This window comes from Streptomyces sp. WAC03905, from assembly GCF_057371075.1.
The window spans coordinates 2,171,205-2,184,280 of record NZ_JBXYDZ010000003.1; the positions used below are offsets into that span (position 1 = coordinate 2,171,205).

Annotated in this window: 8 protein-coding genes, 1 pseudogene and 1 riboswitch; of the genes and pseudogenes, 2 read left to right on the forward strand and 7 right to left on the reverse strand. The window is 72.7% G+C overall.

Annotated elements, in window-relative coordinates; all coding sequences use genetic code 11:
• Positions 1 to 6 precede the first annotated feature (6 nt).
• The 3 genes and pseudogenes from AC2RP6_RS12160 to AC2RP6_RS12170 all read right to left on the reverse strand — a co-directional run.
• Positions 7 to 1,209: an alkaline phosphatase family protein gene (locus AC2RP6_RS12160; protein ID WP_486446253.1), complete on the reverse strand. Its 1,203-nt coding sequence runs from the start codon at positions 1,207 to 1,209 to the stop codon at positions 7 to 9.
• On the reverse strand, positions 1,209 to 1,808 hold the full coding sequence (locus tag AC2RP6_RS12165; RefSeq protein ID WP_030026988.1) for a DUF5998 family protein: 600 nt from the start codon (positions 1,806 to 1,808) through the stop codon (positions 1,209 to 1,211). Before AC2RP6_RS12165 ends, AC2RP6_RS12160 begins: the two co-directional genes overlap by 1 nt.
• 53 nt (positions 1,809 to 1,861) lie before the next feature.
• Positions 1,862 to 4,724: pseudogene (locus tag AC2RP6_RS12170) on the reverse strand (GNAT family N-acetyltransferase); the annotation flags it as partial.
• A gap of 192 nt (positions 4,725 to 4,916) precedes the next feature.
• Between AC2RP6_RS12170 and AC2RP6_RS12175 the strand changes: the two are divergent.
• Positions 4,917 to 5,198, forward strand: a complete 282-nt coding sequence (locus tag AC2RP6_RS12175; protein ID WP_030026990.1) for an HPr family phosphocarrier protein — start codon at positions 4,917 to 4,919, stop codon at positions 5,196 to 5,198.
• Between the two features lie 288 nt (positions 5,199 to 5,486).
• Here the strand turns inward: AC2RP6_RS12175 and AC2RP6_RS12180 are convergent, their stop codons facing one another.
• From AC2RP6_RS12180 to AC2RP6_RS12195, 4 genes are all read right to left on the reverse strand, one after another.
• Entirely contained in the window at positions 5,487 to 6,161 is a 675-nt protein-coding gene (locus tag AC2RP6_RS12180; RefSeq protein ID WP_486446254.1) for a GntR family transcriptional regulator, read from the reverse strand.
• Positions 6,162 to 6,365: 204 nt separating this feature from the next.
• The gene (locus AC2RP6_RS12185; protein WP_030821395.1) at positions 6,366 to 7,166 is read right to left on the reverse strand and encodes a M23 family metallopeptidase; all 801 of its coding nucleotides are present in this window, start codon (positions 7,164 to 7,166) and stop codon (positions 6,366 to 6,368) included.
• A 13-nt stretch (positions 7,167 to 7,179) separates the two neighbouring features.
• Positions 7,180 to 7,338, reverse strand: a riboswitch (cyclic di-AMP (ydaO/yuaA leader).
• A gap of 214 nt (positions 7,339 to 7,552) precedes the next feature.
• The gene (locus AC2RP6_RS12190) at positions 7,553 to 8,920 is read right to left on the reverse strand and encodes a M16 family metallopeptidase (RefSeq protein ID WP_486450306.1); all 1,368 of its coding nucleotides are present in this window, start codon (positions 8,918 to 8,920) and stop codon (positions 7,553 to 7,555) included.
• Positions 8,921 to 8,940: 20 nt separating this feature from the next.
• Positions 8,941 to 10,299, reverse strand: coding sequence for a M16 family metallopeptidase (locus tag AC2RP6_RS12195; RefSeq protein ID WP_486446255.1), 1,359 nt, complete (start codon positions 10,297 to 10,299; stop codon positions 8,941 to 8,943).
• Between the two features lie 240 nt (positions 10,300 to 10,539).
• On the opposite strand from AC2RP6_RS12195, the gene AC2RP6_RS12200 reads away from it, so the two are divergent.
• Positions 10,540 to 12,996 carry a DNA gyrase/topoisomerase IV subunit A gene (locus AC2RP6_RS12200; protein ID WP_486446256.1) on the forward strand — a complete coding sequence of 819 codons (2,457 nt, stop codon included), beginning with the start codon at positions 10,540 to 10,542 and terminating at the stop codon, positions 12,994 to 12,996.
• Positions 12,997 to 13,076 lie beyond the last annotated feature (80 nt).

The window sequence follows — 13,076 nt, forward strand, 5'->3', positions numbered from 1 at the left end:
TCGGGGTCAGGTGCGGACTTCGAGCAGCGGGACGAGCTGCTCCGCCGCGGTCATGGAGCCGTGCATGCCGGCGAGGGCCGACTCGTTCGGCTCGTTGCGCGACGCGGTGATCGCGGCATCGGCCTGGGCGGCGGCGACCACGTCGCCGATGCGGCCGAGGACGCGCTCGTCGCACTCCCCCGGCGGGCCGAACCAGCCCAGTTCCAGGGCCTCTTCGCGACTCGCGACCCAGAAGCGGTCGCCGAGCACCTCGCGCCACACGGTCAGCACGTCGGCCTCCGCCCCCGGCACCGCGTACACGTGCCGGGCCCGGCCCTCGCCGCCCAGCAGGGCCACGCCGGCGCCGAGTTCCCAGTCCTCGTCGAAGTCGATCCGTGCGTCCTCGTCGAAGGGGACGTCGACCATGCCGTGATCGGCGGTCACGTACAGCGCGGTGCGCGGCGGAAGCTGCTCGGCGAGCCGCTGGACGAGCCGGTCCACGTACATGAGCTGGCCGCGCCAGGCGTCGGAGTCCACGCCGTGCCGGTGCCCGGCCCCGTCGAGCTCGCTGTAGTAGGTGTAGACGAGCGAGCGGTCACCGGCCGCGAGGCGTTCGGCGGCCACGTCCATGCGCTCCTCGCCGGTCATCCGGCCGAGGAAGGTGCCGCCGCTCAGGGCGACCTTGGTGAGCGGGGTGGTCTGGAAGGCGGGCGAGGACACCTGCGCCGTCGCCACACCGGCCTTGTCGGCCTCGTGGAAGACCGTCGGGTACGGCTGCCAGGGCTTGGGCGGCGCCCACGGGTGCCAGCGGAGCTGGTTCATCAGCTCGCCGGTGGCCGGGTTCCGCACGGCGTAGCCCGGCAGCCCGTGGCGGGCCGGCGGCAGCCCGGTGCCGACGGAGGCCAGCGAGGTGGCGGTGGTCGCGGGGAAGCCCGCGGTGATGGGGCGACCGGTGCCGCCGCGGGAGCTGCCGAGGAGGGAGGCCAGGTACGGGGCCTCGTCCGGGTGTGCCTTGATCTGCTCCCAGCCCATGCCGTCGACGAGGAACACGCAGTTGCGGTCGGCGGGGGTCAGCTCGGCGATGGCGGCGGCGTAGCCGGGGACGCCCTGCCCGGCCACCAGCGTCGGCAGCAGGTCGGCGAGCGATCCGGCGCCGTACTCCGGGACGGGCGCGCCGGCCAGGTCCAGCAGTTCCGGCTCGGTCCAGTCCTGCGGCGCGGAGTACGCCATCAGCGGGCGGAGGTGGAGGACGTGGCCGCGGTCGCCTCGCTGAGCGCCTGCGCGAAGACGAGGGTCTGGCGCACCGCCTCCGGCCCGTCGCCGGCCTCGCTGACCCGCAGGCTGAGGTCGTCGGCGGTGGAGTTGCCGGTGTAGCCGTGGTCGGAGTCGCAGTTGGGGTCGCCGCAGGCGGCCGGCTCCAGGTCGATCCGCGAGACCGCGCCCCAGCCGATGGTCAGGACGACCTCGCGGGGCAGCGTGCCGGGGGTGTAGGACTCCGGGTTGGCGACGACACGGCTCAGAACCACGGAGGAGATGCTGGAGAGCTTCACCGACTCGGTGGAGGTCGTCGCATACGGGGACGGGGACCCGGCGTCGGCGGCCTGCTCGTCGGTGTGGCTGACGATGAAGCGGTTGCCGGTCAGGACCAGCACGGTGACGTGGCGGCGCACTTCGTTGGAGTCGAAGGTCGTCTCCTGGTGGACCAGGTACGACGAGATCGGCTCGCCGCCCACCGCGGCCTCCACGGCCTCGGCCACGAGGGCCGGGTAGTAGCCGCTGCGCTCGATCGCCGTGCGCAGCCCCTGGGTCGTCGTACCGGATTTCGCCATGGGGTCAATGGTAAGGCCCCCCGGGTGCCCTCCTACCGCGCCGTACCCGCTCAGTAACTGGGGAGTGTCCGGGGCCCGAGGTCGCCGCGGGCGGGCGGATGCGCGACGCGGACGGTCGCGCTGAGCGCGGAGACGCCCTCGGCGGCGACGACGACCGGCTCCAGGGTGACCCCGATCACCTCGGGGTGGTCGTCGACGAGCCGGGACAGCCGCAGGAGCGTCTCCTCCAGGGCTGCGGTGTCGACGGGGTCGCTGCCGCGCCAGCCGAAGAGGAGGGGCGCCGCCCGGATGGACCGGATCAGTGCGGCGGCGTCCCGGTCGGTGGCCGGGACCAGCCGGTGGGCGGTGTCGCCGAGCAGCTCGGAGGCGACGCCGGCGAGCCCGAAGGAGAGGACGGCGCCGGCGGCCGGATCGATGACGGAGCGGACGACGGTGTCGACGCCGCGCGGCACCATGGGCTGCACGACGGGCTGGAGCTCGGCGGGCTTGCCGAGCGCGTCGGTGAGCTCCTCGTACGAGCGCCTCAGCTCGGCCTCGGTCGTGAGGTCGAGCCGTACGCCGCCCAGGTCCGCGCGGTGGCGCAGGTGCGGGGCGGTGGTCTTGAGGGCGACCGGGTAGCCGAGGACCTCGGCGGCGCGCACGGCGGCGTCGGCGCTGGGCGCGGGCAGGGTGGGCTGGACCCGGATCCCGTAGCGCGCGAGCAGCTCGCGGGCGTCCCAGTCGGTGAGGGTCAGCACGGCGCCGGCGTCGACGTCCGCGAGCAGGGCGGTGAGCTGGGCGGCGGTGCCGGCCTCGTCGATGTCCTCGTACTCGGGGACCTGCCCGGCGTCGGCGAGGGCGCGGCGCCACTCCCCGTAGCGCACGGCCTCCGCGACGGCCTTGACCGCGCGTTCGGCGGCGGGATAGCTGGGGATGCGGACCGGGTCGGGGGTGGAGCTGCGCGGCGCCGGCCCCGGCGCCGGGGGCAGGTCGGGCGGGCGACGCGCCCGCGGTGGGCACGCCCGCGGCGGCGGGCCCGGGGGCCGCGGCGGGTCCCGGGGCCGCGGCCGGAGCGTGGGGGGCGCCGGGTGCTCGGGGCGCCTCGGGTCCCCGGGTCGCGGACAGGGCCTGCACCAGCTCGGCCAGTTCCACGTGCACGACCGCGACCGGCTTGCCGGGGGTCCCGGCGACGGCCTCGCGCAGCGCGTCGGCCAGGTCGTCGGCGAGAGCGTGCTCGCTGACCCACGGGATGGCGGTCACGATCACCGCGTCGCAGTCGTCGGAGGCGAGCGCGGCGGTCAGGGCGGTGCGGAAGTCCTCCGGGGACGCGGCGGTCGTCAGGTCCAGCGGCGGCAGCGGCCGCAGGCCCCGGGTCAGGCAGGCGTCGTAGGTGAGGACCCCGAGGGACTCGGAGTTGCCGAGGATCGCGATGCGGGGGCCGGCGGGCAGTGGCTGCGAGGCCAGCAGCAGGCCGGCGTCGACCAGCTCGGTGACCGTGTCGACCCGGATGACGCCCGCCTGCCGCAGCAGGGCGGAGACGGTGTCCTCCGACAGCCGGGTGCCGGGGACGACGTGGCCGGCGGGGGTGTGGCGGCCGCCCTTGGCGACGACCACCGGCTTGACGGCCGCCGTCCGGCGGGCGAGGCGGGTGAACTTCCTCGGGTTGCCGAGGGTTTCGAGGTACAGCAGGGCGACGTCGGTCGCCTCGTCCTCGTACCAGTACTGGAGGATGTCGTTGCCGGAGACGTCGGCCCGGTTCCCGGCCGAGACGAAGGACGACAGTCCCTCGCCGCGTCGCAGCAGCGCCGAGAGCAGGGCGATCCCGATCGCCCCGGACTGCGTGAAGAGGCCGGTCCGGCCGCGCGCGGGCATCGGCGCGGGGGTCAGCGAGGCGTTGAGCTCCACCTCCGGGGCCGTGTTGATCACCCCGTACGCGTTGGGACCGATGAGGCGCATCCCGTACGAGCGGACCTGGCGCAGCAGCTCGCGCTGGCGGGCGAGGCCGGCCGGGCCGCTGTCCCCGTACCCGGCGGAGAGGACGACGAGGCCCTGCACGCCGTGCTCGCCGCAGGCGGCCACCGCGTCGGGGACCCGGTCGGCGGGGACCGCGATCACGGCGAGGTCGACGGGGGCGCCGATGGCCTCGACGGTGCGGTAGGCCCGCACGCCGTCGAGGAGGTCGCGGGTGACGGCCTCGTTGACGGCGTAGAGGTGGCCGTGGAAGCCGCTGTCGCGCAGGTTGCGCAGGGCGGCCGCCCCCACGCCCGCGCCGGACCGGCTGACTCCGACGACTGCCACGGAGCCGGGGGCCAGCAGTCGCTGCACGGACCGGGCTTCGGCGCGCTGCTCGCGGGCGCGCTGCACGGCGAGGGACTCGGCGGTGGGTTCGAGGTCGAGGGTGAGGTGGACGGAGCCGTCCTCGAAGCTGCGCCTCTGCTGGTAGCCGACGTCCGTGAACACCTTGATCATCTTGGTGTTCGCGGGCAGCACCTCGGCGGCGAACCGGCGGATGCCGCGCTCGCGGGCCACGGCCCCGATGTGTTCGAGGAGCGCTGAGGCGACGCCGCGGCCCTGGTGGGCGTCCTGGACGAGGAAGGCGACCTCGGCCTCGTCGGCGGGTGCGGAAGCGGGGCGGCCGTCCGGGCCGATGCGGTCGTAGCGGACGGTGCCGATGAACTCCTCGCCGATGGTCGCGGCGAGACCCACCCGGTCCACGTAGTCGTGGTGCGTGAAGCGGTGCACGTCGCGGTCGGAGAGGCGGGGGTAGGGCGCGAAGAAGCGGTAGTACTTCGACTCGTCGGAGACCTGCTCGTAGAAGCTGACGAGACGGCCGGCGTCCTGGGTGGTGATGGGCCTGATCCGGGCGGTGCCGCCGTCGCGGAGGACGACGTCGGCCTCCCAGTGGGCCGGGTAGGACGGGTCCGACTCTATGGTCATGCGCATACCTTACGGCCGGAGGGGGCCGGACAGCGCTCGCGCGGCGCAGTAGGCAAGCCGGGACGAACCGGTGCAAGCTGGGGACGCTCGTCCAGCGGCGACATCAGGGATTCAGGCCGAGGGCCGGTCCGAGCATTCGGGGCGCCGTGAGAGACTGGTCTAGACAACCGTAAGAACCTGAAGGGCATCACCATGGCAGAGCGCCGCGTCAACGTCGGGTGGGCCGAGGGCCTGCACGCTCGTCCCGCCTCGATCTTCGTCCGTGCGACGACCGCTTCCGGCGTCCCGGTGACCATCGCGAAGTCCGGCGGCGACCCCGTCAACGCCGCCTCCATGCTGGCGGTGCTGGGCCTGGGCGCCCAGGGCGGCGAGGAGATCGTCCTCGCCTCCGAGGCCGAGGGCGCGGAGGCCGCACTGGACCGCCTCGCGAAGCTGGTCGCCGAGGGCCTCGAAGAGCTGCCCGAGACGGTCTGACCCTTCGGGTTCACCCGGACACGTCCGCCGGAGCCGCGGTCCTCACGAGAGGGCCGCGGCTCCGGCGTGTGCGCGCAGACCCGGGAGCGGGCGCGGCTCGGACGCAAGCGCGCAATCGGCCAAGTGCGCAGTCACGCACGTGCGCAATCGGCCGGAGTTCACGGAATGCATGCGGCCGGCGATCCCGACGGCGCCGCGCATCGTTTCCGGGCGCTGCGCGTGAATTCGGCGCGGCGAATCGTCGCGCCCCGGAATTCTCGCGATTCCACCCTTCGTATACGGCTCCTGTTAATGCCGACCGCCCGACATGTTTACGGCAGGTTGCGAAGTGCTCACCGGCCACCGCCGCAACCGGTGCGCGGCGGCCGCGCGATCGGCGTGGACCACGGCCAGGTTCCGCGCCCGCTCGGCGTCGCCGCGCGCCACGGCGTCGACGATCGCGCCGTGCTCCGCCCAGGACTCCGCGGGCCGGGCCGGTGCCTCCACCACGAACATCCACGCCACCTTGTGCCGCATCTGGGTGAGCAGCGCGATCAGCCCGGGGCTGCCGGACGCCTGCGCGAGCGTCTCGTGGAACCAGGCCCCGAGGGCCCGCAGGTCCTCGCCCTGGCCTCGCCGGGCCCGCTCCTGACCCAGCCTGACCAGCCCCCGCAGCACCTTGAGGTGCGCGTCGGTGCGGCGCCTGGCGGCCCGGGACGCCGCCAGCGGCTCCAGCAGCATCCGCAGCTCCAGCAGGTCCGCCGCCTCCTGCGGGGTCGGCTCGGCCACCGCGGCCCCGGCGTGGCGGCGCGTGGTCACGAAGCCTTCGGACTCCAGGGTGCGCAGGGCCTCGCGCACCGGCACCCGCGAGACGCCGTACCGGCGGGCCAGGACCTCCTCGGTGAGCCGGCCGCCCGGCTCGAACACTCCGGAGACGATGTCGTCGCGAATTGCCGTGCATACCGCGTGGGCAGGAATACGCAAGACCGAACCTCCGCCTGTTTCCGACCGCCAGCCCTCGTGCACGCGCGTCACGCGCGCACGGAGACTCCATTGCAGCACAGCAATATTTCGAGAGCGGACGTAAATCCGAAACATTGCAGAGGAAGGCGAAAACACGAAGACCCCGGCTCGGGAGGCGGGGTCTTCGTGAAGCGGGTGCGCGGTGCTCGGTGAGCCGCGGACGGGTCAGAGGCTGACGCCGTGCGAGCGCAGGTACGAGATCGGGTCGATGTCCGAGCCGTACTGCGAGCCGGTGCGGGCCTCGAAGTGCAGGTGCGGGCCGCTGGAGTTGCCGGTGGAGCCCGACAGGCCGATCTGCTGGCCCGGGGTGACCTGCTGGCCGACGGAGACGTTCAGCGAGGACATGTGGCCGTACTGCGTGAACGTGCCGTCGTTGTGCTTGATGACGACGTTGTTGCCGTACGCGCCGCCCCAGCCGGCCTCGACGACGGTACCGAAGCCCACCGCGTGGACCGAGGTGCCGGAGGCGGCGTGGAAGTCGATGCCGGTGTGGCTGCCGGAGGACCACATGCCGCCGCCCGCCTTGTACTGCGTGCTGACGTAGGAGTCGTCGAGCGGGGAGACGAAGGTGTTGAGGCGCTTGCGCTCCTCCTCGCGGGCGGCGCGCTCGGCGGCCTCGCGCTCCGCCTTCGCCTTGGCCTCGGCGAGGCGCTTGGCCTCGGCGGCCTTCTGCTTGGCGTCGGCCTCGGCCTGGGCCTTGGCCGCGGCGTGCTCGGCGGCACGCTGCTGGGCCTCGGCCTGGTCCTCGATGTCGCCCGCCAGGTCCTCGGCGACGACGACGGCACCCAGCCCGTTCTCCGGGGCGGAGCTGCTGTGGTTGTCCGCGGCGAAGGCCGGGGCGGCGAGGGAGCCGACCACGCCCGTGGTGGCGATCGCGGCGATACCGGCGTAGCCGGCGGTCTTCTTGCTCAGGCGGCTGGAACCACGGTGCTTGCCGGTACCAGCGGGACGACTGCCAAACGCCATGAAGGGTTTGATCCTTTCCTTCCTTCTCGCCTACCGGGTTAGCTGACGGGTTCGGAGCAGGAAGGTCTCCTACGGGCCTCCTCTTGCGAGGGGGTCCGATTCACCCCAGGGACTGATGTGGGTCCCCGGCTCCCCAGGCTCGCGCCTGACGGGGACTCGGCGATCGCTGTCCGGTGCCGCGGGTGCGGCGGGCACAACTGACGGACAGCACGCATGACGCTAGGCGGATCATCAGTCAATCGCCAAACAGACGCGCCTTTTTGTTGCGTACGCCACATCCCATACGAGCAACCTCGCCACTAAACGGACAAAAGGGGTTCCGGCGGAAAGCCGCCGGAACCCCTTGAAAGGTGCGTCAGTTGCCCGTCATCCGGGCTTGCGCGACGTCAGTTGGTGACGACCGCGACGTCACCGATCCCGAGGGCCCGCACGGGCTCCTCGATCACCGCGGCGTCGCCCACCAGGATCGTGACCAGGCGGTCCGCCGGGAAGGCCTGTACGACGGCCGTGGTGGCCTCCACCGTCCCGGTTTCGGCCAACTGCGCGTACAGCTGCGCCTGGTAGTCGTCCGGCAGCTCCTGCTCGACCTGGTCGGCCAGGGTGCCCGCGACCGAGGCGGCCGTCTCGAACTTCAGCGGGGCCACGCCCACCAGGTTCTGCACGGCCACGTCGCGCTCGGCGTCGGTCAGACCGTCCTCCGCGAGGGTGCGCAGCACCTTCCAGAGGTCCTCCAGCGCCGGGCCGGTGTTGGGGGTGTCCACCGAGCCGCTGATGGCGAGCATGGAGGCGCCCTTGCCGTCGGCGGTGGAGCGCAGCACCTGCCCGAAGGCGCGCACGCCGTAGGTGTACCCCTTCTCCTCGCGCAGCACCTTGTCCAGGCGGGAGGTGAGGGTGCCGCCCAGGCAGTACGTACCCAGCACCTGGGCCGCCCAGACGCGGTCGTGGCGGTCCGGCCCGATGCGCCCGATCAGCAGCTGCGTCTGGACCGCGCCCGGCCGGTCGACGATGACCACGCGGCCGGTGTCGTCCGCGGTCACCGGCGGCACGGGGCGCGCCTCGGCGGTGTCACCGGTCCAGGCGCCCAGGGTGTCGGCCAGTACGGCGTCCAGGTCGATGCCGGTCAGGTCGCCGACGACCACCGCGGTGGCGGTGGCGGGCCGCACGTGGGCCTCGTAGAAGGCGCGCACGGCCGCGGAGTCGATCCGGGCGACCGTCTCCTCGGTGCCCTGGCGCGGCCGGGACATCCGCAGGGACGCCGGGAAGAGCTCCTTGGAGAGCTGCTTGGCGGCGCGGCGCTGAGGGTTGGCCAGCTCGTGCGGGATCTCGTCGAGCCGGTTGCGCACCAGCCGGTCCACCTCGGCGTCGGCGAAGGCCGGCGCGCGCAGTGCCTCGGCGAGCAGGCCCAGCGCCTTGGCCAGCCGGGAGGCGGGCACCTCCAGGGAGACCCGCAGGCCCGGGTGGTCGGCGTGGGCGTCGAGGGTGGCTCCGCAGCGCTCCAGTTCGGCCGCGAACTCCTCGGCGGAGTGCTTGTCGGTGCCCTCCGACAGGGCGCGCGCCATGATGGTCGCCACGCCGTCCAGGCCCTCGGGCTCGGCGTCGAGGGGCGCGGTGAGGTTCATCTCGACCGCGACGACCTGCTGGCCCGGCCGGTGGCAGCGCAGCAGGGTCAGCCCGTTGGGCAGCGTCGCGCGCTCGGGGGCCGGAAAGGCCCACGGCTGCGGCTCGCCGGCCTGCGGGCGCGGGTGGAAGGTCATCGTGACGGCTGCGGTGTCGCTCACTGCTCCGCCCCTTCGTTCTCGTCGCTGTCGGCGTTCTCTTCGCCCTCTGCGGCCTCGGCCGCGAGGGGCTCGTAGACGAGCACCACGCGGTTGTCCGGTCGCAGTCGGGCCGCGGCCACGGCCTGCACCTCCTCGGCGGTGACGTCGAGCACGCGCCGGACGGCGGTGAGGGCCAGCTGCGGGTCGCCGAACAGCACCGCGTACCGGCACAGTTCGTCGGCGCGGCCGGCCACCGTGCTCAGCCGGTCCAGCCATTCGCGTTCCAGCTGGGCCTGGGCGCGCTCCATCTCCTCGGCGGTGGGGCCCTCGGCGGCGAACCGCGCGAGCTCCTCGTCGACGGCCGCCTCGATGGCGGGGATCTCGACCCCGCTGGAGGTCTTGACGTCCAGCCAGCCGAGCGACGGCGCGCCGGCCAGGCGCAGCACGCCGAAGCCCGCGGCGACGGCGGTCTGGTCGCGGCGTACCAGGCGGTTGTGCAGCAGCGAGGACTCGCCGCCGCCCAGGATGGTCAGCGCCACGTCGGCGGCGTCGCACTCGCGGGTGCCGTCGTGCGGCAGCCGGTAGGCGGCCATCAGCGCGCGGGCCGGGACGTCCTCGACGATCTCCTCGCGCAGCTGCTCGCCGATGATGTCGGGCAGCGAGCCGTCGCGGGGCGGCTGCTTGCCGTCGTGCGAGGGGATGGTGCCGAAGTACTTCTCGATCCAGGCGAGCGTCTGCTCGGGGTCGATGTCACCCACGACCGACAGCACCGCGTTGTTGGGCGCGTAGTACGTACGGAAGAAGGTGCGCGCGTCCTCCAGGGACGCGGCGTCCAGATCGGCCATGGAGCCGATCGGGGTGTGGTGGTACGGGTGGCCCTCGGGGTACGCCAGGGCCGTCAGCCGCTCGAAGGCGGTGCCGTACGGGACGTTGTCGTAGCGCTGGCGGCGCTCGTTCTTGACGACGTCGCGCTGGTTCTCCATGGACTCCTCGTCCAGGGCGGCCAGCAGCGAACCCATCCGGTCCGCCTCCAGCCACAGCGCGAGCTCCAGCTGGTGGGTCGGCATCGTCTCGAAGTAGTTGGTGCGCTCGAAGCTGGTGGTGCCGTTGAGGGAGCCGCCGGCACCCTGGACCAGCTCGAAGTGTCCGTTGCCCGGTACGCTCGCCGAACCCTGGAACATCAGGTGCTCGAAGAGGTGAGCCAGGCCGGTACGCCCCTTGACTTCGTGGCGCGAGCCGACGTCGTACCAGAGGCAGACCGCGGCGACCGGGGTCAGGTGGTCCTCGGACAGCACCACGCGCAGGCCGTTGGCCAGCCGGTGCTCGGTCGCTGTCAGGCCGCCGGAGCCGGCCTGGGCTGTGGCCGTGTGACCCATGGGCATGTGGTCCCTTCGATCGCGATGCAGAGATTTCCGTCAGACCTGCCACTGTATGCAAGCGCGTCGGCCACCGGATAAGTTCCCGGGCCAGACCTGGGTCGGAGTCGGCGTTGTCGGCCCCCCGGGCCACAATGGTCGGCGTCGTACCCCCGCCGGACAACGGCGGGACCCAGCCAGACCCCGCCAGACCAGCCAGACACCCAGCACATACATTCTTGGTTAAGGAGCCGCGCAGCGATGGCCCGCCGCAGCACGAAGACCCCGCCGCCGGAGGATTTCGAGGAGAGGATCCTCGACATCGACGTCGTCGACGAAATGCAGGGCTCCTTCCTCGAGTACGCGTACTCGGTGATCTACTCCCGCGCCCTGCCCGACGCCCGGGACGGCATGAAGCCGGTGCACCGGCGCATCGTCTACCAGATGAACGAGATGGGGCTGCGTCCCGACCGCGGGTACGTCAAGTGCGCCCGCGTCGTCGGCGAGGTGATGGGCAAGCTCCACCCGCACGGTGACGCGTCGATCTACGACGCCCTCGTGCGCATGGCCCAGCCCTTCTCGATGCGGCTGCCGCTCGTCGACGGCCACGGCAACTTCGGTTCGCTCGGCAACGACGACCCGCCGGCGGCCATGCGTTACACCGAGTGCCGCATGGCGGACGCCACGTCGCTGATGACGGAGTCGATCGACGAGGACACCGTCGACTTCGCCGCCAACTACGACGGCCAGGAGCAGGAGCCGGTGGCACTGCCCGCCGCCTACCCGAACCTGCTGGTCAACGGCGCGTCCGGGATCGCGGTCGGCATGGCGACCAACATGCCCCCGCACAACCTCGGCGAGGTCATCGCCGCCGCCCGCCACCTGATCCGCCACCCGCACGCGGACCTGGAGGCGCTGATGCGCTTCGTACCGGGTCCCGACCTGCCCACGGGCGGCCGGATCGTCGGGCTCTCCGGCATCAAGGACGCCTACGAGAACGGCCGCGGGTCCTTCAAGATCCGCGCGACGGTCGCCGTGGAGAACGTCACGGCGCGCCGCAAGGGCCTGGTCGTCACCGAACTGCCCTTCACGGTCGGCCCCGAGAAGGTCATCGCGAAGATCAAGGACCTGGTCGGTTCGAAGAAGCTCCAGGGCATCGCCGACGTCAAGGACCTCACCGACCGCGCCCACGGCCTGCGCCTGGTCATCGAGATCAAGAACGGCTTCCACCCGGAGGCCGTGCTGGAGCAGCTCTACAAGCTGACGCCGATGGAGGAGTCCTTCGGCATCAACAACGTGGCGCTGGTCGACGGCCAGCCGCTCACCCTCGGCCTCAAGGAGCTGCTCGAGGTCTACCTCGACCACCGCTTCGAGGTCGTCCGGCGGCGCAGCGAGTTCCGCCGCACCAAGCGCCGCAACCGGCTGCACCTCGTCGAGGGCCTGCTCGTCGCCCTGATCGACATCGACGAGGTCATCCGCCTCATCCGTGACAGCGAGAACTCCGCCCAGGCCAAGGCCCGGCTCATGGAGCGGTTCTCGCTGAGCGAGACCCAGACCCAGTACATCCTGGACACCCCGCTGCGCCGGCTCACCAAGTTCGACCGGCTGGAGCTGGAGACGGAACGCGACCGGCTGACGGGCGAGATCGACGAGCTGACCGGGATCCTGGAGTCCGACAACGAGCTGCGCAAGCTGGTCTCCGCGGAACTGGCGGCGGTCGCGAAGAAGTTCAGCACCGAGCGCCGCACGGTCCTGCTGGAGTCGGCGGGCACGGCCATCGCGGCCGTTCCGCTGGAGGTCGCGGACGACCCGTGCCGGGTGCTGCTGTCCTCCACGGGCCTGCTGGCCCGCACGGCGAACGGCGAGCCCCTGCCGCAGGACGAGGGCGGCTCCCGGGCCAAGCACGACCTGGTTGTCTCGCAGGTCGCGGCGACCGCCCGGGCCGACGTCGGCGTGGTCACCTCCGCCGGCCTGCTGCTGCGGCTCCCGGTCATCGACCTGCCCCAGCTGCCGGACACGCACGCCGCGCCGAACCTCGCGGGCGGCGCACCGGTCTCGGAGTTCCTCTCCGGACTGGAGGCGGACGAGAAGGTGGTCTGCCTGACCTCGCTGGACGAGTCCTCGCAGGGGCTGGCGCTCGGCACCGAGCAGGGCGTCGTCAAGCGCGTCGTGCCGGACTACCCGGCCAACAAGGACGAGCTGGAGGTCATCACCCTCAAGGAGGGCGACCGGATCGTCGGCGCGGTCGAGCTGCGCACGGGCGAGGAGGACCTGGTCTTCATCACCGACGACGCCCAGCTGCTGCGCTACCCGGCGGGCCAGGTGCGCCCGCAGGGCCGCCCCGCGGGCGGTATGGCGGGCATCAAGCTCTCCGAGAACGCCAAGGTGATCCACTTCTCGGCCGTCGACCCGGGCCGGGACGGCGTGGTGTTCACGGTGGCCGGATCGCACGGGACGCTGGACGACTCCCTGCTCTCCGGGAAGCTGACCCCCTTCGACCAGTACCCGCGCAAGGGCCGGGCCACCGGCGGCGTGCGCTGCCAGCGGTTCCTCAAGGGCGAGGACCTGCTGGTGCTGGCCTGGGCGGGCGGGGCTCCCGCCCGCGCGGCGGCGGCGAACGGCTCTCCCGCCGAACTGCCGGCCACGGATCCGCGGCGCGACGGCTCGGGGGCACCCCTGCCGGCGGCCGTGGCGGCGCTGGCGGGCCCCGCGCTGTAGCGACGTACGAGGGCGTTCGGGTGGTGCGGCCAGGGGGACGTACCACCCGAATGCCGACTAGTGTTTTCCCCCAGGACGTG